Genomic DNA, 23848 nt, shown 5'->3' on the forward strand with positions numbered 1-23848 from the left:
CCGGGCCAGCAGCGTTCATTATTCGCCGTCGACGACTGCCTTGGCGCGCTCGTAGAGCCCTTCACTCCACTCGGGGAAAGCTTCAGCGATGCCTGCAGCTCGGTCGGCGAATGCGGCGCGATCCACATCGGAGATGATGACCATGCCTTCGGCGGCAAGCTGTTCGATGCCCCGCTCGTAGCTGGCGATGGAAGCTTCGGACATGCGGTCGCAGGCTGCACTGGCCTCTTCCTGGAAAATAGCCTGGTTCCCCTCAGAGAGGTTGTTGAACCAAGACGCGCTGACGGTGATCGGGACGATGTCCATCATGTGGTTGGTCTGGATCAGGAACTTGGCATTCTCGTAGTGCTTCTGATCGATAATCGCGGAGGGCGGTGCTTCGGCGGCGTCGATCACACCCTGCGCCAGCGCGCTGTACACGTCGGGCCAGGGCATCGGCGTAGCGGCACCACCGAACACTACGCGGACCATCTCGGTGTAGATCGTGACCGGCTGCACGCGGATGCTGAGGCCCTCGGAGTCGGCGGGCGAACGGACCTCCACGTCACGCGTGTAGAGGTCGCGCACACCGAAATGCGCGTAGCACATTACCTTGATGTTGTTCTCGGCGACCTTGGCTTCGAGTTCTTTGATCAGGTCGCTGCCGAGCAGGCGCTTGGCTCCTTCGAAGTCCGAATACATGAAGGGGTACAGCACGATGGAATAATCGGGGGCGTAGTCGGCAAGCATGCCAATACCCACCTGCCCCATCAGATCGGCTCCGAACGACATCTGTTCGGTAACCGCGCCATTCTCACCGAGTTGGCCGCTGGGGAACAGCTCGATTGTCACGTCGCCATCTGTGCGCTCGACGACGGCTTCGGCCATTTCCTGCGCCGCTACGTGCACGAAGTGCTCCGGCGAATTCATGTGCGCGAACCGGACGACGGATTGAGCCTGGGCCGGAGCTGCCATGAACGCAGCAGAGATTGCAACCGCCGAAGCGGTGAACAGCAGTTTCATAGAAATCTCTCCCTTCGCTGCAAACCTCGTCCCGCAGCGATGATTTTTGTATATGATAATTGTTTTTCATATAGCGACGCACCAGCAGTGTCAATAAACGGTGCGCTAGGAGGAGAAATGACCAATCTGCAGGGGAAATGTGCTCATCACCGCTGTGGCGGGTGGTAAAAACGAGCTCCGGCGCCACACACGGAGCGGCCTGTTCGGCGTTCATTCTGCGTGCCTGCCACTTGCGGATGCGAACACCAGCGCTAGTTAGCAGTTTTATCCTGCGACAGGTCAATACACGCCGACGTCCAGCCGCCCTGGGCCTGGAATTGAGGAGTCAGAGATGACCAAGAAAGAGAAAACACCGAAGCAAGGCGCACCGGAACGGACTCTCACCAACAGGCAGGGACATCCGATTACGAACAATCAGTCCCAGCGCACGGTTGGCAGCCGAGGACCGGCGACGCTGGAGAACTACCCGTTCCTCGAGAAGATAACGCACTTCGACCGCGAGCGCATACCCGAACGGGTGGTGCATGCGCGGGGGTTCGTCTGCTACGGGGAATTCGAGGCCACAGGTAAAATTGGTGATGAGCCTGCCTCCAAATACACCCGCGCAAGGCTCTTCCAGGAACCAGGTAAGAAGACGCCGCTCGCCATCCGCTTCTCAACAGTCATAGGGGGGCGCGACTCCTCGGAAGTCGCGCGCGACCCGCGCGGGTTTGCGGTGAAGTTCTATACGGAAGACGGCAACTGGGACCTGGTGGGCAACAATCTCGCGGTCTTCTTCATCCGCGATGCAATCAAGTTTCCCGATGTGATCCACTCGTTGAAACCGGATCCCGTGACGTTCCGCCAGGAGCCGAACCGGATATTCGACTTCATGTCGCAGACTCCAGAGTCGATGCACATGCTGACGCACCTGTTCTCACCGCGCGGCATCCCGGCGAGCTACCGTCACATGGAGGGGTTCGGCGTGAACACCTACAAGATGGTGAACGCGCAGGGCGACACGGTGCTGGTGAAATACCACTTCCATCCACGCCAGGGCATCGCGAGCCTCACCGCCGAGGAAGCCGGGCGCGTGCAGGGCAAGGATCTCGGCTCTGCCTCGAAAGATCTTTATGAGGCGATCGAGCGTGGCGACCATCCGCAGTGGGACATGTATGTGCAGATCATGGAGGACCACGACCATCCCGAGCTGGACTGGGACCCGCTCGACGACACGAAAATCTGGCCGGAGAAGGACTTTCCCCTGCGCCATATCGGCACCATGACCCTCAATCGAAACGTGGACGACGTCTTCAACGAGAACGAGCAGATCGCGATGGGAACCGGTGTGCTGGTCGACGGTCTCGATTTTTCGGACGACAAGATGCTGGTCGGCCGTACCTTTTCCTATTCGGACACTCAGCGGTATCGGGTCGGCACCAACTACCTCCAGCTGCCGGTCAACCAGGCAAAGAACGCCAATGTCGCAACCAACCTGTCGGGCGGCACGATGTCCTATCGGCGCGAAATCGCGCATGGGCAAAACCCGCACGTCAACTACGAGCCCTCCATACATGGCGGGCTGGAGGAGGCGGGTCGCGAGCGGCCTAACAATCCGCCAGAAATCAGGGGTCGTTTAACGCGCAGTGTGATCGAACGGCACAATGACTACGTCCAGGCACGCGGGCGCTATTGCACCATGATGGATTGGGAGCGGGATGATCTCGTTCTCAACATGGGCACCCTTCTCGGGCAGTGCGAGCGCGACGTTCAAGAGCGGATGATCTGGCACCTGTTCCTTGTCCACGATGAATACGGCAAGCGCGTCGGCGACATGATTGGCATCACCGCGGATGACGTTCGCCATCTTCCCCCTTTGCCGAAACAGGTGCTTACGGATGAAGAGCAGCGACGGCTCGAGCACCTGGGCAACAATGGCGACGAAATCGATAACTTGGTATGGGGCCAGTGGACGAGCTCTGTGAAGAACCTGCAGGTGTCGGCGGATGACGTCATTTCGGGGAAACTGCCTTCCGCCCAGAGGGGCATGAGCGATCGTGCCGCCGAGTAGCCGTTGTTGGCGACACTCCTGGCCGGGCACGTTCCGACCAGGGCACTGACCTGTCCTTCAAACCGGGATTAACCCACATCCATGACGATGTGGTCACACTCCCCCGGTCGGTTCCAGTTGTGCAGAAGGTCGACGGCAGAAAAACAGCAGGGGCGAACTAAGTATCGCCGTGCGGCTCTTTCTAGTCGTCGGCATCGGGAATTTTCAACTGGTAGCCGCAAGCCTTGCAATGAATTGCATCGGGATCATGGCGCTGCAGTCCGCATTGCGGGCACGGATAGCGGACCTTGTAGGGTCGAAAGAGCGCCTGAGCCAGACGGATGAAAAGCGAGATGCCGGCGATCATGACGACGACCGAGGTTAGCTTACCCCACATGCCCGGCAGGAGGATGTCACCATAACCGGTCGTCGTCATGCTCGTGACGGTGTAGTAAAGTGCGTCGACATAGCCGGTGATGCCTGAGCCTTCCCTGAAGAAGAACGTGTAAATGAAGCCGGTCACCACAAAGAGGAAGGTGATCAAGTTGAGAGCCGATTGGATGACCTCGCGCCACGGGCCGTAGCCACGCCGAACAAGCGGGCGCCATAGAAAACCGCTGCGCGAAAGCGACCATAGCCGCAGGACACGCAAGAACCCGAGATTGGCCAGCCAAAGCGGAGCGAGCAGCGTGGCCAGAATGAAAATATCGACGATAGTTGTGGACCGCCGCAGCCAGCGCAAAACGTCGTTGGCTGCAAGAGCACGAGCCAATATGTCCGCGGTGAGTATCGCCGCGATGGAATAGTCGATCCAGAGGAAGGATGGCCGCTCGCGCAGCACCGGGCTGGCAACGAAAAATGCGATAATCAGAAGATCGACGACCATTATGGCGAGTTGGAACCGCAACGCGCCTTTTGAATCACTATGATAGAGCACGCGCAAACGCCCTCGCAGGCGGTCCAGCGCATTCGCCTCCCGTTTACTGCCAGCAGTGTCTGAGGAAGAATGCATCGCAGTCTTCAATGCACCGTAGCGAGAGGAGTTCCGAATAATCGGCGTTGCCGTGCGCGCGGGCTGTCGGTCCGCTTTGCAACAATTGCAGGATCAGTCGTCCGAGCAGGTCCGGCAGGGACCGATTTGTGGGGACCCTCTTTCGGGTCGGGGCCCTACAGATTTCGTTCAGTTTCCAGAAGCGCATCTCCTTGAACATTTCAACGCGAAGGTTTTAAGCTCGCTCCAGGGCGTGTGAAGGCTCACTCTCCGCGACGGGCCGCCAGCAGGTTTATCTTACTGTATTGAGGATCTCCCGTTACTTCTTGGCCGATCCAATCTGGCCGGCCAAACTCCTGGCTTTCGAACTGGAGCTCGACCTCGGCGATTACCACTCCCGCGAGTACGCCTCCGTATACATCCACTGACCAGGTGAACCCCTCGTGCGGAACGAGGTACCGAACCTTCTCGACCACTCGCCCCTCACACACGGTCCGTAGCAAGCCCTCGGCTTCGTGCAACGGCAAGTCGTAGGTAAACTCGCTGCGAGCTAATCCTTGCCGACGCCCCTTTATGGTAAGCGATCCAGAACCATTGCAGATCCGCACTCGAACTTTGCGGCCCGCGTCATCTGCGATCAAACCGTCGCGCAGATGGAGTTCCTCCTGCACTGATGATCGCCAGCCCTCATGCGCGATCAAGAATTTGCGTTCAATTTCGAGATGCAACCGTCGCCTCCAATAATATGCCAGTAATGAGGTGTGTCTCGGCTGGCGATTGTCAAACCGCTTCTCTCAGGGGCAAGACAACAAAGCCGAGGCACGCCTCAGTGCCTGCGACAAAACTGCATAGCAAAAACGCAGTGTATGGGCTTGCCGGGTTTTCGGCCCCGCCATATATGTCCGCGCGTCGGTCGACTAATCCTCCCGGTTTTAAGACCGACATGATGCGGTGTATCCTCCTCCCACACCGCAGTTAGATTGAGCCCGCCAGTTCCTCCCCTGGCGGGCTTTTTCGTGCGGGTTTTTCGCTCTGCCTCATCGTCTGCCAAAAATTTTCACTTTCTGGACGCAACCTTTTCAAGCTGCTGCCCGATTTGTCGCCCACTACACGGCAAAATCAACAAAGCACGGGTTGGGGTCATGATCCGAAAGAACGCGGGCGCGAAGCTCGCAATGAGCGTTTTCTGCATAGTATTTTTTGCCGGCTCGAGTATCGCCCACGCGGTGCCGCGCCCTTCTCCCCGGCCGGAGAACAAGCCCATATACCTGTCCTACAAACAGGAGGTTACCTGTCTGGCCGAGGCGGTCTATTTTGAAGCGCGCGGCGAACCGGTCGAGGGGCAAAAAGCCGTGGCTCGCGTGGTGCTTAACAGGGTCGACAGCGCCTTCTATCCGGACACGATCTGTGATGTGGTCTATCAGAACGACCACATGAAGAATGCCTGCCAGTTTTCATTTGCCTGTGACGACATCCCGAAGAGGGTCAAGGAGTTTGACGCGTTCAAGAAGGCTCAGATCATCGCAACGAAGATTTTCGAATGCGATCAGGCCTGTCGCGAGCGGGAGCACCCGGTCGGGCGTTCGACCCACTATCATGCCGATTTTGTTCATCCCCGGTGGGCAAACAAGCTGGAGCGCACTGGCAAGGTCGGCCGGCACATCTTCTATTATACCGCTTCCATGTAACGGTTCGTCGCGGGGAACCCGCCGAGGGCGGAATGGTCGGCCGGCGGGGATACCCCTTAAACAGACGATTACCGGCCGCGTTGCCAGATCGTCAACTTTGAACATTCTGGCATTCACTGCTATGGCAACCTCGACATTTTTCATGAGGTTGCCATGCGGAAGCGCCCTTCCCTCACGCCACTTATCGAAAGCCTGCCGGCGACGGTTCCCTTCGTCGGGCCGGAAACGCAGGAGCGAAATCGCGGTCGGCCCTTTCGCGCGCGGCTCGGTGCCAATGAGAACGGTTTCGGTCCTTCCCCTGCGGTCATAGAGGCCATGCGTGCGGCAGCACCCGAGATGTGGAAGTATGGTGACGCGGAGAATTACGATCTCAAACAGACGCTTTCGGTGCATCATGGCGTGGCGCCGGAAAACATCGTAATCGGTGAAGGCATCGACGGCCTGCTTGGTCTCGTCGTGCGCCAATACGTGCCCGAGGGCGCGCCGGTCGTCACCTCGCTCGGGGCCTATCCCACCTTCAACTATCATGTTTCGGGCTTCGGCGGACGGCTGGTCACCGTGCCCTATGAGGACGACCGGGAAAGCCTCGAAGGTCTTCTTGATGCGGTGAAGCGCGAGGCCGCACCCCTCGTCTACCTCTCCAATCCCGACAATCCCATGGGGACGTGGTGGGAGGCAAATGACATCCAGGGCTTCACCGACGCGCTGCCCGAGACCACCATGCTGGTGCTGGACGAGGCTTATGGCGAAACCGCTCCGGCCTCGGCCCTTCCGCCGCTGGACCGTTCGCGGCCGAATGTCTTGCGCATGCGCACGTTCTCGAAAGTCTACGGCCTTGCGGGCCTGCGCTGCGGCTACTGTATCGGCGAACGGGAAGCAATCCGCGCCTTCGACAAGATCCGCAACCATTTCGGCATGACCCGCATGACCCAGGCTGCCGCGCTTGCCGCGCTGAAGGACCAGGCGCATTTGGAGTGGGTCGTCGGGTCCGTCGATGCCTCCCGCCGCCGCCTCGCCGCCATTGCCGGGGCGCAAGGCCTATCCGCCCTGCCCTCGGCCACCAATTTCGTCACGATCGACTGCGGCCAGGATGGAGAATACGCGATGAACGTGCTCAAGGCGCTCGGCGAGCGCGACGTCTTCGTGCGCAAGCCGATAGCCCCCGGTCTTGACCGCTGTATCCGGGTCAGCGTCGCCCCGGACGACGAAATCGACGTTTTCGAGGCCGAGTTGGCGCCGGCGCTGGAGGCGGCGCGGGGGCGCTGATTATGGAGACCCGGTCATGGCCGTAATTCAGTATTTCGCCTACGGGTCGAACATGTCCACCGAGCGCTTGCGGGGGCGGTGTGTGTCGGCAAGGCCACTGGAGGTCGCCTGCGCGGAGGGGTGGTCGTTCAGCTTCAGCAAAATCGGCAGGGACGGATCGGGCAAGGCCACAATTGCCGCAGCACCCGATTCGCGAGTGTTTGGTGTCGTCTACGAACTGGACGAGAATGAGCTCCCGAATCTGGATCTCGTCGAAGGCGCGGGACAGGAATACAGCCGCGAGGATCGCTTTTCCGTGTTCATCGGCGGCGCACCGCGTGAGGTGGTCACCTATATCGCTCTTCCCTCGCGAATCAACACCAGCCTGAAACCCTCCGAGTGGTATCTGGACTTCGTCATCACCGGAGCCCGGCAGCACCGCCTGCCTCCGCACTATATCGATTTGATCGAGGCGGCAGCCAATCCGGCATGATATACCCGGAGGCAGAGGATTGGGCTGCAAGCCGCCTGCCATGAAGGCCATCGGTTCGGAGAAACCGTTCCCCGCTCAGTGCTGCGAATTGGCATAAAGCTTGTGGATCGTGTTCCAGTTTCGAGCGGTGCCCGGCTGGCCCAACTGCTTTTCAAGCACAGCCCCTGTCAGCTTTGACCGGCTGATACCATCGACATAATCAATGTAAACTTCCCGGCCGAGGACCTTGATCTTCTCAGGCCCTTGATATTGCTCCAGCGCGCCGGCCGCACGCGCATCCGCGTCGCGTTCCAGGAACAGAACCAGCATCTGGCTGGCTCGTTGAGCTGCGGCCTCGGGAAAAGGATTCCTTTTCAAGACCTCTCCCAGTTCGGCCGGCCGCCGCAAGAAGACATTGTTCGTCAGGCCATGGGATAGAATGATATCAGCGATCTTGTCCCTGATCTCTTCGGTGTGCGCGGGGGCAGAGAAGATGACGTTGCCCGTGGCAAGGACCGTTCTGCGTTCTCAAAACCGGCATCGCTGCACGCCTCACGAAGTTGTGCCATGGACATGAGCTTATGGGTCCCCGCCCCGATAGCTCTCAGCAAAGCGATCCACGTTGTTGGCTGAACGGTCATCGACGCTTGAGCATTTCCGTTGCTGAAGGTGAAAGGTTTTCGACCTTACCTTGCCGCTCGACTTCCCGGCAAGTGCAACGCATGGCTTTGGCGAGTGGTCCGCGCTTTCGTCACGATATCCGCGCGCCTGAACCGGCCATGCAGGCAGGCTCCTCAGCCTCACGGGCACCGGGCAACCGTCACCCCGGCCTTGCGGAGTGACGGTTTCGCCATTGTGGTGTGGCAGCAGCCGAACCGGACGTTGCGCAAGATTACGCCTTTTCTTCCCGCGTTCCGAACCGCTCGATAACTTCCGAGAGCGAAACATGCCCCAGACAAGCGCCCGTCCCCGGGCGCATGTCGCCATCCTCCAGCGCCGTCGCGTAGATCACCGCCGGATCGGCCTCCAGCCGGCCGCGGAGAGCCGCGAGCTTAGGCCATCTGTTCTTGTCGGCAACTTCGTGGAAGTCGAGCCAGCGCGCCACGCCGATGAGCAGCGCATCCGCCAGCGTCGGCCGCTCACCGAGCAGAAAGGGGCTCTCGCCGATCATGTCTTCGAGCCTGTCGTGGCGCTCGATGACGCCTTCGCGGCCAAACTCCCGCAGGGCGGACTGCATCGCGGGGTTTGGCTCTTCCATTTCCATCGCCACCCAGAGCGGGCTGAAAGCACCGGTAAAGCCGGTGTTCACGAAAGCCTTCAGCTGATGCATCCGGTCAGCTTCCGGCGATAGCGGATCGAAGCTTATACGCCGTTCGGAGTCCCTGGCTTCCAGCCACGCGGTAATCGCCATGGTTTCCGTCAGCGGCTGCCCTTCTTCGGTGATGAAAACTGGTGTCTCATGCCGCGGGTTGATACGCGCATAGGATGGATCGCGCATCTCGCCCAGCATGTCGACCCGGCAAAGACGGTAAGGTTTGTCCAGCCATTCAAGGGCTGCCACGAGCCCCATGGAGCTTCCCGCCGGGAAGCCATATATTAGAATCGGTTCCATGCTTATTCTCCGTGATTTCTGATGATCACGCTGCGCAGCGGAACCGCACCCTACTCGCGCCGGCAGGCAAGTAAATTACGCACCTTTTCGTAACCACGAGCCGTCCATGAAAGACCTTATCTCCCGTTGCCCCATCGAAGAAGTGATGCAGGTCTTGAGTGGCCGCTGGCCCACGCTCCTGATCTACTATCTGAAGGACGGCACGAAGCGCTTCAGCGACCTGCGCCGAGATAATCCTACGATCTCGCACAAGATGCTGACGGCCGAACTGCGCAAGCTGGAAGGCGCCGGCATTGTCCAGCGGACCGTATTTGAGGGTTATCCGCTGCGCGTCGAGTACGACCTCACCCCGGAAGGGCATAGACTCGTGCCGCTTATCGACGCGCTGGGCGACTGGTGGGAATCCACCGACGACACAAGAGAGCGTATGTCCGGCGGCGTTGCCGCCGGACATACCTGAAGACTTACTGTTCCGAAGCGGGCACGTCGGGGTCCGCGTCGGCCAGGCAGTTGACGGTCTCACCACCTGAAGAGTTCATCTGCTTGCCCTCGGGCCGGCGCAGGCCGGACGTCATCCGCAAATGCGCCTCGAGCCCATCGGCCATGGTCTGTCCGAGCTCCAGCGCCTCCATCGCGCGTGTGGTCGCGTAGTGCGTCAGCAGCGCGCGGGCGTCATCGCGCTGATCGGCATCGATCAAACCTTGTGCCGACGCCTCGACCCAGCCCAGATCCTCCTGGCTTTGCGCCTCGAACCCTTCGAGCATGTCGGTGACGACCGGGAGGTAACTTTCCGGGTTCTCGCAGGTGAAATACATGACCTGCTTGAACGTGCGGCCGGCGAGGTCCGTCGCCTCCTGAATCTGGAAATCCGGATCCAGGAAGGTGGAAGCCGCGTCCTTGGTCAAATAGCGGTGCGCGCCGTATTCCATCGGCACCTCCTGAACGCCCAGCCACCAGGGATTGAAGGGTGCGGTGACCGAGCCGGTGGGGGCCACCCAGATCTGGATCATGTCGGGGTCGACGCCCTCCTCCAGGCTAGCGACCTGCCCATAGCCCGCCTCGTCGTCGGCAATACGGCGGTCGCGGACGGCAGCCATCATTTCGTCTTCGGAAACGGGCGCCATTTCCTCAAGATCCTGTTCGATCTCGGCCTGAGTCCGATATTTGAAGCCGCCGGTGCGCGCCTCGTCGTCCTCCGCCTGTGAGCCGTAGACCTCGAAGATGTTGAAGGGCTCATCGCCCTCCGGGTCGAACCAGCCCTGCTCGACGGCGAAGTCCACGATGTTGTCGGCGCCCATATACTCTGGATTGTCCTGGAAATCCTCCGGAAAATCCTCGATGTAGCCGGGATAAAGCACGCGGATATCGTCGGGCCCGAGCCGCTCGGCGGCCCAGAGGCCCTGCCCTCCGGCAAACTCCCATACGACCCAGCCTTCGTTCGGATCGGCGATCAGATGGGTGTTGCCGCCATAGGTCGAGTAGCCGTGCTCCTCGATGAGCTGCCCGATCAGTTCGACACCCTCGCGCGCCGTGGTGGCGCGCTCCATCACCAGGCGCGCAAGGTCGCTGTACTGCGGCCCCTCCTGGGGCCTCGGCGTCATCTCGATCAGTTCGGAGCGGTTGGTGGCCCAGATATCACGGACGGCGACCTGGTGTTCGTTGATGCCGCCATTGGTGAGAGGCGCGGGAAAGCCGGCGAAATCCGAATAGAACATCGACAGGTAGCGATAGGCCTCGGAGACCTGCGGGATTTCGGTCGTCCGGCCGGGGATACTGGCATCTTCCGTGACCCCGACCTCGACCGTCGTGCCTTCCTCGTGCGTCTGGGCCGGCACAATCTCGAGCCAGTGGCTGGAGACTTCTTCGCCCGTTCCGCCGATCAGGACTCCACCCGACTCGGTCTTGTTCTTGCCGACGTAGAAGCCATAGCTCGCCAGGGCCGGCGAGGCGGCGAGCGCGGTGGAAGCGGCCAGCACCGCCACGAGGCACCGGGGAATCTGCATGTCTGAATCTCCCTTGTTCAATGGGGCACGTGCCCCACACCCGCAAACAGAGAGCAGGCCGGCAGGTTCCCGCTCCGGCCGCTCCCGGTTTGGAGACGGCCGCCGGAGCCCTGTCTCGTTCTTTACATTTCAGGGAGTGCCGAAGTTTGAATTCGGGCAAGCCGGTCCGGCGCGCCACACGAGGCGGCCAGTGGGTGCTCTGCTCTAGAACGCGCCCTCGATCGAGGCTAGCCCGGAAGTCCATCAATTTTGGGGAGGTCTTCTAATCTCACCTCCCACTGCGCCCGGCTCGCGAAGCAGATATGCGCATTTGGCCGCATGTTTAACACGCTATCAAGACTTCCGGCAGGCACGACCAGCAAAGCACCTTGCGATTGAACGCTCGGTAGAGCTGACCCGCATTCAGTGCAAAAGCTTTTTTCATGCCGGGTCGCAGGAACTCTGTAGGACTTGATGCTGTCACTCCCGGACAGCCAAGTAATCGTCGCTGTCGATGAAAACAAATTGGCCGCATGTGCCGATCCCGTGTCCTTGCGGCAGCGCGCACAGTGACAAAGGAAGAAACTCTCGAACTCGCCGCCAATCTGGAATGTAACGGCACCACAGAGACAACCGCCATTTATGATTTGTGTCATGCATATCACCCCCGCTAGGCTCCGGACCTGGGGATCACCAGCTAGCACCTCTTCTGTACGGCCCGCGCTTCCTCGGCTTCGGCGCTTCCGCGTGCATCCACTATCGCAACCAAATTGTCCATTGACCAGAGCGTATCGGCTACGCCGGCGGCCATTGGCGACATGCGAAGCGACTTATCAACGCGGATGAGTCGGACCAGACCGTGTAGAGCACGACCAGGAGCCCGGCGTCACGTCGTCATAGACGGCGACGGCGAGGATACATCCAGAACGGTCCCGGCCGGATCGCGCATCAGCATGCGTCGTTGGCCATAGAAGAGGTCGGTCGGGGGCTCGATGATTTCGGCGTTCATGGCCTTGGCCTGCTCGAAGGCGACGAGCACTTCGTCGACCACAAAGGTGAGATACCCTCCCCCGTGTGGCCGCGTTGCGGGGTTGGGCGTCACCTCGCTATTGCGCGCGATGATGCCCAGTTCGAAGCGTGGACCTTCGACCGGCACGAGAACGATGTACCAGTCGCTCTCGTAAATCGCTTCCATGTCGAAGAGCGCGCAATAGAAATCCCGGAGCGCGCCGAGGTCATCGGCGGCGATGTTGTACATGGTTCGCCGGATAGTCGACTGCGGCATCGAGTGCCCTCCTTGTTTCCTGCGGCCTCCGCATCAAGGGATGGAGCCCTTCTGAGCCGATTTACCTAAAGCGCGTCATCGTCCGTGCCGGGGCCATATCGGCGGTTCAAAATCTCCACAAGCTCCGCCACACGCCCCTTGGGCAACGGGCGGAAATCGTTCACGAGCGCATCGTCGTTTGTCACCCAGGCATTCGCTTCGGCCAGTTCCTCTTCGCTCGCGCCGGTGGTGGCGAGTTCGGCCAAAAACGCGTTGTCCACCGGACCCAAAATGCGCCGCACCCCGTCTTTGGTCAGAGTGGCCATCGCGATCTCCTCGTTACTGGTGAAAAACCCTCGGCGGCAACGTCCATGGCGCCAGCGGGTTCCACATTGCGATCCATACGAGGATGCTAGGCAACCTGCGATCTTCATTCAAGCAGCGAGCTCTTGCTTTAATTAAACGGTCGTTCTATTAATTTTACTCCTGGAGGATGCAAATGGCGCGCACGGTCGGTTCGCAAGGAGGAAAGACGAAGGCGGCGATCCTCGAAGCCGCCCTGGAGCTCATCGCGCACCGCGGCTTCGAGGCGATGTCCATGCGCCAGCTTGCCGATAAAGTCGGCGTGCAGGCGGCGGCGATGTACCGCTATTTTCCCACCAAGGAAGACCTGCTCGACACGCTTATGCGCGCGCATATGGAGGCGCTCATCGCCTCCTGGGAAGACGCGCGGCCCGCCGGAGACGATCCGGCTTCGCACCTTGCCGCCTTCGTGGACAACCACATCCGCTTTCACGTGGCGCGGCGGCTTTCCACCCACGTCAACAATATGGAGTTGCGCAGCCTCTCGCCCGAGCGGCTGACCCATATTCTGCGCCTGCGCACCGCCTATGAGAAGGAACTCAGGCAGATCCTGCGCACGGGCGCCGAGGCAGGCCGGTTCCGCGTCGAGGATACCGCGATTACGACCATGGCCATCATACAGATGATCACGGGCGTCATCGTCTGGTTTCGGCCGGACGAGCGCCTTTCCGTCGAACAGGTCGCGAAGACCTATCACACGATGACCCTGCGCCTTGTCGGCGCGGAGGCTTAGGGAGACAGAGATGTACACGCATACGATGTCCTTCGGGCTTGGTGAGGAGATTGAGGCGTTGCGCGATATGGTGCATCGTTTCGCACAGGAGAAGATCGCGCCATTCGCCGCTGAGATTGACGAGAGCAACGAATTCCCCGCCCGACTCTGGAAGGAGTTGGGCGATCTCGGCCTGCTAGGCGTAACAGTGGAGGAGGAGTTCGGTGGCTCCGGCATGAGCTATCTTTCTCATGTGGTCGCCATGGAAGAGGTATCCAGAGCCTCGGCTTCGGTTGGCCTTTCCTATGGCGCGCACTCCAACCTTTGTGTCAACCAGATCCGCCGCTGGGGCACGCCCGAGCAGAAGCACAAGTATCTCCCTGCTCTCTGCTCCGGCGAGACGGTCGGCGCGCTGGCCATGTCGGAGACCGGCGCGGGTTCGGATGTCGTCTCTATGCGTCTGAAGGCCGAGAAGAAGAACGACCGTTTCGTCCTTAACGGCAGCAAGATGTGGATCACCAACGGCCCGGACGCCGGCACGCTGGTCGTCTATGCCAGGACGGACCCGGACGCCGGTCCGCGCGGCATCACCGCCTTCATCATCGAGCGCGACATGAAAGGCTTCTCCGTCGCGCAGAAGCTTGACAAGCTCGGCATGCGCGGCTCCAACACGGGCGAGCTGGTATTCGAAAATGTCGAGGTGCCGCTTGAGAACGTACTGGGCGAGGAAGGCCGGGGGGCTGAGGTTCTGATGTCCGGCCTCGACTATGAGCGCGTGGTACTTTCCGGCGGGCCTCTCGGCATCATCGCCGCCTGCCTCGATGTCGCGGTGCCCTATGTGAAGGAGCGCAAGCAATTCGGCCGGCCAATCGGCGAATTCCAGCTCGTACAGGGGAAGCTTGCCGATATGTATACGGCCATGAACGCCTCCCGCGCCTACACCTATGCTGTCGCTGCGGCCTGCGACCGTGGCGAGACGACGCGCAAGGATGCCGCCGGTTGCATCCTTTATGCAGCCGAGCGCGCCACGCAGATGGCGCTCGATGCCATCCAGCTGCTGGGCGGCAACGGCTATATCAACGAGTTCCCCACCGGTCGCCTGCTGCGTGACGCCAAGCTCTATGAGATCGGCGCCGGTACGAGCGAAATCCGCCGCTGGCTGATTGGGCGGGAGATCATGGAGGCCTGAGCAGCGACGAACAAAGCCAATGGCAATGCGTTGGAAGCAAAGCCATTGCGACAGGAGTACACAAATGCCGCTCAACGAGACTCAGAACAGGTTGATCGCGGAGAACACCATCGATTTCTCCAACCTCAAGGCGCTCTTCATCAACACCACTTTGACGCCGACCGAGCGTGGGCCTTCCCACACGGAAGACCTCATGCGCGATTCCATGGAGATCATGGAGCGCTGCGGTGTCGCCGTCGAATATCTGCGCGCAGCCGACTTCGATATTGCTGTCGGCATCTATCCCGACATGCGCGAGCAAGGGGCGGCCAAGGACGCCTGGCCGGACGTTCTATGGCCGAAAGTGCAGGCGGCCGACATCCTCGTTCTCGGCTCGCCTATCTGGCTGGGGGAAGAAAGCTCGATCTGCCGCATCATCATCGAGCGGCTTTACGCGCATTCCGGCCAGACCGTTGACGACCAGTTCGTGTTTTTCGGAAAGACTGGCGGCGCGATCATCACGGGGAATGAAGACGGCATAAAGCATGTCGCCAAGACCATCCTCTACTCACTGCAGCATATCGGATGCACCATCCCGCCGCAGGCCGACACGGGATGGATCGGCGATGCCGGACCCGGCCCCTCCTATGGTGACACGCTGGAAGACGGTAAACATGTCGGCTATGACAATAGCTACACACGGCGAACGCTAACCTTCATGAGTTTCAATCTGATGCATTTGGCCAAAATGATGCGCGACAATGGCGGCATTCCCGCTTACGGCAACCAGGTCTCGCACTGGCAATGACCGTTATTAAGTCGCAGCTCTCGACCGCCTCCGAGGCCTTCCGCGAAAACGAAGCGCGCATGAAGGCTTTGGTCTCCGACATGGCCGAGAAGGCCGGAACGATAGAGCGCGGCGGCTCGGACGAGGCCCGCTCTCGACACACGAGCCGTAACAAGCTCTTACCGCGCGAGCGCCTTGCCCAGCTACTCGACGTTGGCGCGCCGTTTCTTGAGATCGGCCAGTTCGCGGCTTACGACATGTATGGCGGTGACATCGCGTCCGCCGGCCTCATCGCCGGGGTCGGGCGTGTGGAGGGCCGCGAATGCATGATCGTCGTCAACGATGCCACGGTGAAGGGCGGCACCTATTACCCTCTCACGGTGAAGAAGCATTTGCGCGCGCAGGAGATCGCGCTCGAGAACAATCTGCCCTGCATCTACCTGGTGGATTCGGGCGGCGCGAACCTGCCCAAACAGGACGAGGTCTTCCCGGACCGGGAGCATTTCGGCCGCATTTTCTATAACCAGGCCAACATGTCGGCTGAGGGCATTCCGCAGATCGCCTGCGTCATGGGCTCTTGCACGGCGGGTGGAGCCTATGTGCCGGCCATGTCCGACGAGACCGTCATGGTGAAGGGCAACGCCACTATCTTCCTTGGCGGGCCGCCGCTCGTGAAGGCCGCCACCGGCGAGGTGGTGACGGCGGAGGAATTGGGCGGTGCCGAGGTGCACACGCGCGAATCCGGCGTGGCCGACCACTACGCACTGGACGACGAACACGCGCTTGCCATCGTGCGGCGCATCGTCAAAAACCTGAATCGGAAGAAGACGATAGGTCTCGATCTTCAGAAACCGATTCCGCCCCTTTACGATCCACGTGAGATCTACGGCATCATTCCGGCCGATGTCCGCCAGCCCTACGATGTGCGCGAGGTGATCGCGCGGATCGTCGACGGCTCGGAACTCGACGAGTTCAAGCAGAACTACGGCTCCACACTCGTCACCGGCTTTGCCCATCTGCACGGAATGCCGGTGGGCATCATCGCCAATAATGGCGTGCTCTTCTCCGAATCCGCGCTGAAAGGCGCACATTTCATCGAGCTGTGCTGCCAGCGGAAGATCCCCCTCCTCTTCCTGCAGAACATCACCGGCTTCATGGTCGGCCGCAAGTACGAGGCGGGCGGCATCGCTCGTGACGGCGCAAAGCTCGTCACCGCCGTCGCCTCCGCCCGCGTGCCCAAGATCACGGCCATCATCGGCGGCTCCTTCGGCGCGGGGAACTACGGCATGTGCGGCCGCGCCTTCTCGCCCCGCTTCCTCTGGATGTGGCCGAATTCGCGCATCTCCGTCATGGGCGGCGAGCAGGCCGCAACGGTCCTGTCCATCGTCAAGCGCGAGGGAATCGAGCGCAAGGGCGGCACGTGGGGGCAAGCCGAAGAAGCCGAATTCCGCGCACCGATCCTGGAAAAATACGAGCGCGAAGGCCACCCGCTCTATTCCTCCGCGCGGCTGTGGGACGACGGCATCATCGACCCCGCAAAGACCCGCGAGGTGCTCGCCCTCTCGCTGTCCGCCGCGCTCAACGCGCAGATCGAGGAGACGAAATTCGGCGTCTTCCGGATGTGAGGCGGCGGGCGCCGCCTCAGCTTTTCTTTTCCGGTCCCTTGCTTGCGGGGCTCGCCGGCGCGACCCTGTCCGACGCGCTTCCGGCCGGCTTCGGCGGCGTCACCGCCCCCGGTCCGCTGCTCGTGCTGCTCGAGGAGCCTGACGAAGAGCCTGTCGAAGAGCCTGTTGAGGAGCCTGTCGAAGAGCCTGTTGAGGAGCCTGTTGAGGAGCCCGACGAAGAGCCTGCCGAACCGGTCTGCTTATGCGTCTGCTTTTCGGCTTCCCGTTCGCCAGCGCGATAGGCCTCGTTGGCCACGTTCTTCGCGCTTTCGGTGCCGCGGTTCACAGCCTCCTTTGCGCTCTCCTGCGCCTTGTCGGCATAGGGGCCGACATACTCTTCCTCGACCCTCGTGCGCGGCAGCATGGCGGCGATGGCCGCGCCTACGGCGAGGCCCAGCGCGCCGATGATCAGCGGCTCCTGCTTGAGCGTGTCGGAGAACATGCGCTGGACGCGGCTTCCGGCATGGCGCGCCTGAGCGGAGGCGTTCCGCGCCGCATCGCTCACCCTCTCGCCGGCATGGCTGGCCGTATCGGACGCAGATCCGGCGGCGGAGGAGACCCTGCTGCTTGCCGATTCATAAGCCGAGCTCGCCTTGCTGGTGGCGGAGTGCATGGCCCCGCCGGTGCTGTCCTTCGAGCTCTTGTCTCCGGTTCCCGAAAGCCCCGTACCGCGATGCGAAGCGGCGGTGCCGGGTGCGCCGTTCCACACCTCGTCGGAGGACAGCCCGCCTCGGGGGTGCGTGCCGGCCGTGTCGGCGTGGCTTTTCGTCCCGCCGCCCATGATGAGCCAGGCTATGCCCGTGCCCACCAGCGCCAGGGGCAGCGGATTGTCCCGCACCTGCGTCTTCATGTTCTCGAGGGCCTTCGCGCCGTCCGAGTGTCTGAAGTAGTCGTTGATGTCATTCATCATCCGCCCTGGCGTCATCCGGTTCTGGAGTGCCTCCGCGGTCTGGATGATGCCGGCGCGCGCCGCCTCGGCCTCGCGCTCCAGCTCGGCTGCTGATTTGCCTGTCATTTCACCTGATCCTTCACGGCCCGCGCATCGCTGCTCAACTGGCTCTGCGTGCGCTCGGGCATAAGATTGGACTCGGACATGTTCGACGTGCCCATACGCACGAGGATCACGCCAATGATTGCCACCACGACGCCGACGGCCAGCGAGGCCCATCCCGTGCCGAGGCCCAATTCGGCCAGCGCCACGACCAGCGCCTGCAGCAGGACCAGAAGCGCGGCCAGAAGACAGATCGCGCCTGCGATCATCTCCGCCAGGCCGTTCCTCACCTGCCCTACCTTTTCGGACATTTCGGCACGCAGAAGCTGGAACTCCGACTGCACGAGGCGCGTGGCGTTGTTCGCCAGATCGGAGAAAAGCGTGGTGATGCCGCGCGGATCTTCCCGAGTACTCATCGTCCGCCTCCTCTTGTTCCTTGAGTTTCACCGCGCGAGGCGTGGCCGCTGTCCATGGCGTCGCCTAAGCCGGTGCGTGCAAAGCGGCCGAGCGCCATGCCGACCAGCACCGAACCGGCGACGAAGGCCGTCGGGTTGCGCCGGCCGAAGTCGCGGACATCGTCGACGATGTCCTCCAGCCGCTTTTTCCCGAGCGTGCCGGAAAGCTCTTCCAGCCCGCCGGCCGCCTCGCCGAGAAGCCGTGCGGCGGGGCCCTCGTCCTTCTTCTTCAGCTCGTCGCTGGCCGAGCGGATCGCCTCGGCGAAGCTGTGCAGACTCTCGGATGTCCGGTGCTTCGCCTCTTCCGCCTTTCTGCCGGCCTCGTGCTTGGCCTCGGAGCCCAGTTCGGAGGCTTTCGAGCGCATTGTGTCCGCGGTTTCCTGCGCGGTGCGGCCGGTTTCCGATTGCTTGTCGTTTCTCGGTGTCGTCGCCATTGCGCTCTCCTATGCCAAGCCGAGGAAGGAGAGGATCGCCAGAACCACGACGATAAGCCCGATCAGGTAGATAATGGAGTTCATTCGGACTGCTCCCGTTGAAATATACGTCTAACGACCGGGACCGGCCGCTGTTCCCATGCGGCCGCATAAGGCCGAAAAATATGCAAATGCGATTACCGTCGCCCGCCTTGGGCGCTGCCGTCGAACGCCCTTCCCAACCGAATGTTCCCGGGCAAATGCTTGGAAAACGCGCCTGAGAAGGTCATCATGCGAATATAACCGGCCGGAGTATCGAACATGCCCGTCACCGACCGCATCACAGCCGTCACCGGCGACATCACGAAGATCGAAGCCGACGCCATCGTGAACGCCGCCAACAGCTCACTGCTCGGCGGCGGAGGCGTGGACGGCGCGATCCACCGCGCCGCCGGCCCCGAACTGCTGGAAGAATGCCGCCGGCTGAACGGCTGCGAGACGGGCGACGCGAAGATCACCAACGCCTACCGGCTGCCCGCCCGCCACGTCATCCACACGGTCGGCCCGGTCTGGCACGGCGGCGGCCAGGGCGAGGCGGACCTGCTCGCCTCCTGCTACCGCCGCTCGCTGGCGCTTGCTCGCGACCATGCCTGCCGCACGATAGTCTTCCCCGCTATCTCCACCGGCGTCTACGGCTACCCGAAAGACGAAGCCGCCCGTATTGCGGTGCAGACGGTGGCGGATTTTCTGGAGGGGAGTGAGACGCCGGAGGAGGTTGTTTTTGTGGGGTTTGATGAGGAGACGACGCGGGGGTATGCGGGGGAGATTGCAAAATTCAAGAAGATCAATTGGTCGGCATATAAGACAGCTACGGACCTGTGAGGAAAGCTTGCATCAGATGCACGTTACGCTTGCAGATGCGTATGTCAAACCAATAGGTTACACGGCAAGCCGCAAGACGACAGGCTTGCGGGCATCTGGGAGGCGGCATGCAGAAATGGGCCACACGCATGGTGGGCAAGCTCCGTGCTCAGCCAAACAGCAAGGAGCTGTCCGCGGATAACGCCGCTGGCCGGGGCTCTCGGCACATGACACAGCTCGACCACTATCTGGCCTTCTACGAATCGCGCGAATGCCCCGGTTATGCAGTTTTCATTACCGGCGAGTGGGGCATTGGCAAGACCTTTCAAGTGAAACGGGCGATTCCGGACGACCGATGTTACTACGTAAGCCTATTCGGAATGCAGAGTGCCAGCGAAATATTCGCCGCCGTCTTCGCTTCAATGTTCCCCGCAACCGCCAAAAGGAAGGCTGATGCAGATTCTCACAAAGATGTTTCAGCTCTGGGATTTCCAATCGGTGCTCTCAATTGGCAACTCGAAAACATTTTCATACGGGATAAGGTGGAGACCGATCGCGTAATAATCTTCGACGATCTCGAGCGGTGCAAGATCAAGCCGACTGACCTACTCGGTGTCATTAACCGATACGTCGAACACCACAAATGCCGCGTGATTGTAATTGCGCACGATGGCAAGTTGCCGAAAAAATTATTGGAGCAGCAAGAGAAGATATTCGGCCAAGTCATCAAAGTTATTCCCGAGGTCGAGGCCGCTTACACCGAATTTGCAAAGGAGTTTGGCAACGGCAGCGAAAATGACCCACTTTTCCGTTTCCGCGAGGATCTTGTCAGTCTCTTTAAGGAATCGCAGGTCGGCTCACTGCGTATTCTGCGCCACGTCATGGAGGATACTGTCCGTCTGTACAATTGTCTTTTGGAAGAACAGCGCAATCATCCTGAAGCGACAAGGGAAATCATCCGCCTAGTTGCAGCACTGGATTTTGAGGCGCGTGCGATGAGGATCAAGCCTGAGGATATTCGAGATCGAGTTGGCAGGCAGCTGATTTACGAGATGGAGCGCCGTAATCGTGAAGGCGAAGCAGAGCTGCCGGAGCCCGCATTCGTTACTGCCCAAAATCGCTACCAAACGGTTCAACTTGAGAGCACTCTCCTGTCCGATGGCCTACTTCAGGAAATACTTTTCGAGGGCGTTTATGATGCCAAACGCATTGCCGGTTCCGTAGCCGCAAGTGTTTATTTCGCGAACCCGACGGAGTTACCGTCGTGGAGAGTCTTTATTGAGTTCCAGAGCCAACCGGACAATGTTGCCGAAGCGGCAAAGACACGCATGGAACAGGAATTTCGAGACCGTGAAGTTCTTGAACCGGGTGAGATGCTTCACGTATTCGCACTTCGGCTGATGATGGCGCAAAACGATCTTCTGCCAGAATCTCCCCCTGAAATCGCTGCCGAATGCCGAGCTTACATCGATGACCTCAGAGCAGCCAATCGCCTGAAACCAACTCCGATGACTTGGGATGACCGAGAGGATCTTAGTCGTGCGTACGCGGGTTACGGCTATTGGGTTGAAGAGCCTTATCGCGCGCAGTTCGAAGGCATCTTTGGCTATCTTAGCGATGAGCGCAAAGCTGTGATGTTGGATCAGTTGAAAGATGCAGGACCTGGAATTCTCCATTTGGTCGAAACCGATGGGGAGACGCTGTATTCGCGTCTTAACCACACGGCTAAGGGCGGAGCCACCTATGCAGATGTCCCTGTGCTCGCCGAGATTCAGCCTGCTGATTTCGTTGCAAGTTGGATGCGCTCGCACCCAAAGAATTGGTACTGGATTCAGAATGCAATCTCCGCGCGCTTGCGGCCTGCTGTCCCTCAAGAGCTCAGCGATGAACTAGCTTGGGTAGACCGCGTCGTTTTGGAGCTGGAAGCAGAAGCCCAGAGGGCCAATGGTATTCGCGCGCTACGCATTCGGCGGCACCTCCCGCGAAATCCGACTCGGATTAATGAGGAAGAACTGCAAGGGTGAGGTCTCCTCACCCCCCATTCACCAGCTCAAGCACCAGCCGGTGCACATTGCCGCCCTCGCTCATCTCCTCGCGGTCGAAGGCGCGGTTGCGCTGTTTGAGTTCGGCGGCGATGGGGACGAGGCGGCGCTGGAGTTCGGCGCGCGTTCTGAGCGATCCGGGTCGTCGGCCATGGTCAGGCCGACCGACATGGCCGCGATCTTGCGCGCGATGTCGGTGATGATCTCGCCATGCACCCGCTCATGCTTGGCCACCGTCGTCACACCAAATCATCGATAGACACGCCTAGCGCCGCAGCCAGCTTCTGCAGCGTGTGCACGGAGCCCGTCTTCCTGCCCGCCTCGATCTCGGCGATCTGCACCCGGTTCACGCCGGAGCGTTCGGCAAGGGCCGATTGGGTGAGGCCCCTGAGATCGCGGAACACGTGCAGCGGACTTTCACCGTCCACCATGCGGCGCACATATTCGGCGGGAATGGCTTCGCCGGGATCGGCCATCGCCCGGTCATAGGCCTCGATGTCGGCCAGTTCCTCGGCGGCCTCGCGCAGCTTCGTATATTCCTCGCGGGTGATCGTGATCATATCGGCCATGCTCACCTCCATCAGTCGTAAACGCCGCCACGCGGCCCGATGCGCAGAACGTCCAGAACTTCACCGTCATGCATGATGACCCGCCAATCGCCGACCCTGAGCCTGATGCCCTCGCGCCCTTTCAAGGCCTTCACGTTGTTTGCCTGCGAGGCTGGATCGGCGGCATAGGCTTCGATCTTTTCCATGATCCGTCTGGCTGTATTGGCCGGCATACGACGGAGCGCCTTGGCAGCGGCGGCTCTGTAGGCGATCCGCTTCATGCCCTTATGTAGCTTACAGCTACATTGTCGTCAACAGCTACAAAAAATTTCCCGCGCATTCCTGCGTAAGCGCCTCACCCCCCATTCACCAACTCCAGCACCAGCCGGTGCACGTTCCCGCCTTCGCTCATCTCCTCGCGGTCGAAGGCGCGGTTGCGCTGTTTGAGTTCGGCAGCGATGGGCACGAGGCGGCGCTGTAGCTCGGCCCGCGTCTTGGCACAGTCCGGGTCGTCGGCCATGGTCAGGCCGACCGACATGGCCTCGATCTTGCGCGCGATGTCGGTGATGATCTCGCCATGCACCCGCTCATGCGCGGCCACCCCGTCGATGAATTTGTCCCAGCGTTTTTGCATGGCGGGCGGCAGGTCGCCGGCGAGTTCGGGCAGGCGGTAGGTGATGATGAGCTTCGGCCTTGCCGAGGCAAGCGTGCAGCCGCCGCCGCGCGGCTGGTAGTCGCGCGTCCAGGTCAGCTTGAAATCCGTGTAGGCGATGGCGCGCCCGATCCCGACCTTCGGCCCGCGCTCGCCGATGGACTCGTAAAGCGCGATGCCGGTCTCGCCGGAAACGGCGTAGGTTTCGACCGTTTCCACCGGCTCCCACTCGGCCTGCGCAGCGACCGGAAACGGGAGAAAACAGGCCGCAAAAAGCGCCAACCGCAAAGCCGCCTTCATCGCCACTCCTCTGGTTTTTTCGTGAAATGACGGCCAAACCGCCCGCAGGTCAAGGCTTTCCATGCCCGAGGCCCGCGCTGCCCCCGGGTGGTGAGCTTCCGGAAGCGCTGTCGCGTATCGTCACCGCTCTGGCATGGATTCCAGGATCAAGTCCTGGGATGACGACCGAGGGAACGGCTCCGCCAAGCACCAACCTTCGAGATTAGCGCCGCCATCCCCGCCTTCGTCATACCAAGGCTCGACCTTGGTATCCATGCCTGAGCGGAGACGAAACGCGCCGGCGCCTCCGGATAAAGCATCCCGCGCGGGGATAAAAAATGGCGCCTCAGACACTTTTTCGGCAGATAAGCAGTTGTTTTTGCTCGATATCAGAAAACAGTTCGAGCTTTTTTCGGCTGATTTTATCCTACAACGCCCAGCCGCTCTTATCATCGGATCCATCGCCCTCACGGGAACCGGGTCCGGACCGGGGATCAGGGAGGGCGGCGGCAGCCTTCCCCTGTGGTGCTCCGGTAGCCACAGGCATGTGAGGGCCCGCAACAGGCCGGCGGCACCGGGACACTGGGTCAGAGACAGTGTTTCGGAAAAACGGATGCTGGGTTCCAGA

General features: G+C 60.8%; 26 protein-coding genes and 1 pseudogene. 11 read left to right on the forward strand and 16 right to left on the reverse strand.

All coding sequences use genetic code 11. The features are described 5' to 3' along the window. Positions 1-18: 18 nt before the first annotated feature. Positions 19-1002 carry a TRAP transporter substrate-binding protein gene (locus tag LY631_RS08415; protein ID WP_274424781.1) on the reverse strand — a complete coding sequence of 328 codons (984 nt, stop codon included), beginning with the start codon at positions 1000-1002 and terminating at the stop codon, positions 19-21. A gap of 331 nt (positions 1003-1333) precedes the next feature. Here LY631_RS08415 and LY631_RS08420 point away from each other — a divergent pair, with 331 nt between their 5' ends. Then, positions 1334-3052 carry a catalase gene (locus tag LY631_RS08420; RefSeq protein ID WP_274424782.1) on the forward strand — a complete coding sequence of 573 codons (1719 nt, stop codon included), beginning with the start codon at positions 1334-1336 and terminating at the stop codon, positions 3050-3052. A 181-nt stretch (positions 3053-3233) separates the two neighbouring features. Here LY631_RS08420 and LY631_RS08425 read toward each other — a convergent pair whose 3' ends face one another. Further along, positions 3234-4043, reverse strand: a complete 810-nt coding sequence (locus tag LY631_RS08425) for an ion channel (RefSeq protein WP_274424783.1) — start codon at positions 4041-4043, stop codon at positions 3234-3236. A gap of 242 nt (positions 4044-4285) precedes the next feature. Beyond that, complete coding sequence (locus tag LY631_RS08430; RefSeq protein ID WP_274424784.1) at positions 4286-4750, reverse strand: CYTH domain-containing protein; 465 nt, start codon at positions 4748-4750, stop codon at positions 4286-4288. A gap of 252 nt (positions 4751-5002) precedes the next feature. Here LY631_RS08430 and LY631_RS08435 point away from each other — a divergent pair, with 252 nt between their 5' ends. The 3 genes from LY631_RS08435 to LY631_RS08445 all read left to right on the forward strand — a co-directional run bounded on the left by LY631_RS08435 (position 5003) and on the right by LY631_RS08445 (position 7448). Further along, positions 5003-5710: a cell wall hydrolase gene (locus LY631_RS08435; RefSeq protein WP_274424785.1), complete on the forward strand. Its 708-nt coding sequence runs from the start codon at positions 5003-5005 to the stop codon at positions 5708-5710. 153 nt (positions 5711-5863) lie between these two features. After that, entirely contained in the window at positions 5864-6976 is a 1113-nt protein-coding gene (locus LY631_RS08440) for a pyridoxal phosphate-dependent aminotransferase (protein WP_274424786.1), read from the forward strand. Positions 6977-6992: 16 nt separating this feature from the next. Next, positions 6993-7448 carry a gamma-glutamylcyclotransferase family protein gene (locus LY631_RS08445; RefSeq protein ID WP_274424787.1) on the forward strand — a complete coding sequence of 152 codons (456 nt, stop codon included), beginning with the start codon at positions 6993-6995 and terminating at the stop codon, positions 7446-7448. 75 nt (positions 7449-7523) lie between these two features. Here LY631_RS08445 and LY631_RS08450 read toward each other — a convergent pair. Then, a pseudogene (locus tag LY631_RS08450) lies at positions 7524-8068 on the reverse strand (DUF1697 domain-containing protein). Between the two features lie 251 nt (positions 8069-8319). Next, positions 8320-9039: a glutathione S-transferase family protein gene (locus LY631_RS08455; protein WP_274424788.1), complete on the reverse strand. Its 720-nt coding sequence runs from the start codon at positions 9037-9039 to the stop codon at positions 8320-8322. A 106-nt stretch (positions 9040-9145) separates the two neighbouring features. On the opposite strand from LY631_RS08455, the gene LY631_RS08460 reads away from it, so the two are divergent. Beyond that, positions 9146-9499, forward strand: coding sequence for a winged helix-turn-helix transcriptional regulator (locus LY631_RS08460; protein ID WP_274424789.1), 354 nt, complete (start codon positions 9146-9148; stop codon positions 9497-9499). Between the two features lie 4 nt (positions 9500-9503). Here LY631_RS08460 and LY631_RS08465 read toward each other — a convergent pair whose 3' ends face one another. The 4 genes from LY631_RS08465 to LY631_RS08480 form a co-directional block, all read right to left on the reverse strand. After that, entirely contained in the window at positions 9504-11042 is a 1539-nt protein-coding gene (locus LY631_RS08465; RefSeq protein ID WP_274424790.1) for a C69 family dipeptidase, read from the reverse strand. A gap of 227 nt (positions 11043-11269) precedes the next feature. Further along, entirely contained in the window at positions 11270-11677 is a 408-nt protein-coding gene (locus LY631_RS08470) for a GFA family protein (RefSeq protein ID WP_274424791.1), read from the reverse strand. A gap of 230 nt (positions 11678-11907) precedes the next feature. Further along, positions 11908-12306, reverse strand: a complete 399-nt coding sequence (locus LY631_RS08475; protein WP_274424793.1) for a VOC family protein — start codon at positions 12304-12306, stop codon at positions 11908-11910. Positions 12307-12371: 65 nt separating this feature from the next. Then, positions 12372-12611: a hypothetical protein gene (locus LY631_RS08480; protein WP_274424794.1), complete on the reverse strand. Its 240-nt coding sequence runs from the start codon at positions 12609-12611 to the stop codon at positions 12372-12374. Between the two features lie 173 nt (positions 12612-12784). Here LY631_RS08480 and LY631_RS08485 point away from each other — a divergent pair, with 173 nt between their 5' ends. From LY631_RS08485 to LY631_RS08500, 4 genes are all read left to right on the forward strand, one after another. Beyond that, on the forward strand, positions 12785-13381 hold the full coding sequence (locus tag LY631_RS08485) for a TetR/AcrR family transcriptional regulator (RefSeq protein ID WP_274424795.1): 597 nt from the start codon (positions 12785-12787) through the stop codon (positions 13379-13381). A 10-nt stretch (positions 13382-13391) separates the two neighbouring features. Beyond that, a complete protein-coding gene (locus tag LY631_RS08490) occupies positions 13392-14549 on the forward strand; it encodes an isovaleryl-CoA dehydrogenase (protein WP_274424796.1) in 1158 nt (385 codons plus the stop codon). 64 nt (positions 14550-14613) lie between these two features. Then, positions 14614-15336, forward strand: coding sequence for a flavodoxin family protein (locus tag LY631_RS08495; protein WP_274424797.1), 723 nt, complete (start codon positions 14614-14616; stop codon positions 15334-15336). Continuing rightward, on the forward strand, positions 15333-16940 hold the full coding sequence (locus LY631_RS08500) for a carboxyl transferase domain-containing protein (protein ID WP_274424798.1): 1608 nt from the start codon (positions 15333-15335) through the stop codon (positions 16938-16940). Before LY631_RS08495 ends, LY631_RS08500 begins: the two co-directional genes overlap by 4 nt. Before the next feature lie 16 nt (positions 16941-16956). Here LY631_RS08500 and LY631_RS08505 read toward each other — a convergent pair whose 3' ends face one another. The 3 genes from LY631_RS08505 to LY631_RS08515 are packed head-to-tail and all read right to left on the reverse strand — an operon-like array spanning position 16957 to position 18859. After that, entirely contained in the window at positions 16957-17994 is a 1038-nt protein-coding gene (locus LY631_RS08505) for a hypothetical protein (RefSeq protein WP_274424799.1), read from the reverse strand. After that, positions 17991-18386, reverse strand: a complete 396-nt coding sequence (locus LY631_RS08510) for a phage holin family protein (RefSeq protein WP_274424800.1) — start codon at positions 18384-18386, stop codon at positions 17991-17993. The genes LY631_RS08505 and LY631_RS08510 overlap by 4 nt, the downstream gene beginning before the upstream one ends. Continuing rightward, positions 18383-18859, reverse strand: coding sequence for a hypothetical protein (locus LY631_RS08515; protein WP_274424801.1), 477 nt, complete (start codon positions 18857-18859; stop codon positions 18383-18385). The genes LY631_RS08510 and LY631_RS08515 overlap by 4 nt, the downstream gene beginning before the upstream one ends. Positions 18860-19159: 300 nt before the next feature. Here LY631_RS08515 and LY631_RS08520 point away from each other — a divergent pair, with 300 nt between their 5' ends. Continuing rightward, positions 19160-19720, forward strand: coding sequence for an O-acetyl-ADP-ribose deacetylase (locus LY631_RS08520; protein WP_274424802.1), 561 nt, complete (start codon positions 19160-19162; stop codon positions 19718-19720). 107 nt (positions 19721-19827) lie between these two features. Next, on the forward strand, positions 19828-21723 hold the full coding sequence (locus LY631_RS08525; protein WP_274424803.1) for a hypothetical protein: 1896 nt from the start codon (positions 19828-19830) through the stop codon (positions 21721-21723). A 60-nt stretch (positions 21724-21783) separates the two neighbouring features. Here the strand turns inward: LY631_RS08525 and LY631_RS08530 are convergent, their stop codons facing one another. From LY631_RS08530 to LY631_RS08545, 4 genes are all read right to left on the reverse strand, one after another. Next, a complete protein-coding gene (locus tag LY631_RS08530) occupies positions 21784-21984 on the reverse strand; it encodes a DUF922 domain-containing protein (protein ID WP_274424805.1) in 201 nt (66 codons plus the stop codon). Further along, the gene (locus LY631_RS08535) at positions 21981-22310 is read right to left on the reverse strand and encodes a helix-turn-helix transcriptional regulator (RefSeq protein WP_274424807.1); all 330 of its coding nucleotides are present in this window, start codon (positions 22308-22310) and stop codon (positions 21981-21983) included. The genes LY631_RS08530 and LY631_RS08535 overlap by 4 nt, the downstream gene beginning before the upstream one ends. 11 nt (positions 22311-22321) lie before the next feature. Continuing rightward, positions 22322-22570 carry a type II toxin-antitoxin system RelE family toxin gene (locus LY631_RS08540; RefSeq protein WP_274424808.1) on the reverse strand — a complete coding sequence of 83 codons (249 nt, stop codon included), beginning with the start codon at positions 22568-22570 and terminating at the stop codon, positions 22322-22324. Between the two features lie 74 nt (positions 22571-22644). After that, positions 22645-23241, reverse strand: coding sequence for a DUF922 domain-containing Zn-dependent protease (locus tag LY631_RS08545; RefSeq protein WP_274424809.1), 597 nt, complete (start codon positions 23239-23241; stop codon positions 22645-22647). Positions 23242-23848 lie beyond the last annotated feature (607 nt).

Source organism: Chelativorans sp. YIM 93263, assembly GCF_028767125.1.
In the GTDB taxonomy this organism is placed as follows: Bacteria; Pseudomonadota; Alphaproteobacteria; order Rhizobiales; family Rhizobiaceae; genus Chelativorans.

Coding starts and splice junctions, on each gene's coding strand:
- LY631_RS08415 (WP_274424781.1), bottom strand. CDS start 1,002: ATGAAACTGCTGTTCACCGCTTCGGCGGTTGCAATCTCTGCTGCGTTC.
- LY631_RS08420 (WP_274424782.1), top strand. CDS start 1,334: ATGACCAAGAAAGAGAAAACACCGAAGCAAGGCGCACCGGAACGGACT.
- LY631_RS08425 (WP_274424783.1), bottom strand. CDS start 4,043: ATGCATTCTTCCTCAGACACTGCTGGCAGTAAACGGGAGGCGAATGCG.
- LY631_RS08440 (WP_274424786.1), top strand. CDS start 5,864: ATGCGGAAGCGCCCTTCCCTCACGCCACTTATCGAAAGCCTGCCGGCG.
- LY631_RS08445 (WP_274424787.1), top strand. CDS start 6,993: ATGGCCGTAATTCAGTATTTCGCCTACGGGTCGAACATGTCCACCGAG.
- LY631_RS08455 (WP_274424788.1), bottom strand. CDS start 9,039: ATGGAACCGATTCTAATATATGGCTTCCCGGCGGGAAGCTCCATGGGG.
- LY631_RS08460 (WP_274424789.1), top strand. CDS start 9,146: ATGAAAGACCTTATCTCCCGTTGCCCCATCGAAGAAGTGATGCAGGTC.
- LY631_RS08465 (WP_274424790.1), bottom strand. CDS start 11,042: ATGCAGATTCCCCGGTGCCTCGTGGCGGTGCTGGCCGCTTCCACCGCG.
- LY631_RS08470 (WP_274424791.1), bottom strand. CDS start 11,677: ATGACACAAATCATAAATGGCGGTTGTCTCTGTGGTGCCGTTACATTC.
- LY631_RS08475 (WP_274424793.1), bottom strand. CDS start 12,306: ATGCCGCAGTCGACTATCCGGCGAACCATGTACAACATCGCCGCCGAT.
- LY631_RS08480 (WP_274424794.1), bottom strand. CDS start 12,611: ATGGCCACTCTGACCAAAGACGGGGTGCGGCGCATTTTGGGTCCGGTG.
- LY631_RS08485 (WP_274424795.1), top strand. CDS start 12,785: ATGGCGCGCACGGTCGGTTCGCAAGGAGGAAAGACGAAGGCGGCGATC.
- LY631_RS08490 (WP_274424796.1), top strand. CDS start 13,392: ATGTACACGCATACGATGTCCTTCGGGCTTGGTGAGGAGATTGAGGCG.
- LY631_RS08495 (WP_274424797.1), top strand. CDS start 14,614: ATGCCGCTCAACGAGACTCAGAACAGGTTGATCGCGGAGAACACCATC.
- LY631_RS08500 (WP_274424798.1), top strand. CDS start 15,333: ATGACCGTTATTAAGTCGCAGCTCTCGACCGCCTCCGAGGCCTTCCGC.
- LY631_RS08505 (WP_274424799.1), bottom strand. CDS start 17,994: ATGACAGGCAAATCAGCAGCCGAGCTGGAGCGCGAGGCCGAGGCGGCG.
- LY631_RS08510 (WP_274424800.1), bottom strand. CDS start 18,386: ATGAGTACTCGGGAAGATCCGCGCGGCATCACCACGCTTTTCTCCGAT.
- LY631_RS08515 (WP_274424801.1), bottom strand. CDS start 18,859: ATGGCGACGACACCGAGAAACGACAAGCAATCGGAAACCGGCCGCACC.
- LY631_RS08520 (WP_274424802.1), top strand. CDS start 19,160: ATGCCCGTCACCGACCGCATCACAGCCGTCACCGGCGACATCACGAAG.
- LY631_RS08525 (WP_274424803.1), top strand. CDS start 19,828: ATGCAGAAATGGGCCACACGCATGGTGGGCAAGCTCCGTGCTCAGCCA.
- LY631_RS08535 (WP_274424807.1), bottom strand. CDS start 22,310: ATGGCCGATATGATCACGATCACCCGCGAGGAATATACGAAGCTGCGC.
- LY631_RS08540 (WP_274424808.1), bottom strand. CDS start 22,570: ATGAAGCGGATCGCCTACAGAGCCGCCGCTGCCAAGGCGCTCCGTCGT.
- LY631_RS08545 (WP_274424809.1), bottom strand. CDS start 23,241: ATGAAGGCGGCTTTGCGGTTGGCGCTTTTTGCGGCCTGTTTTCTCCCG.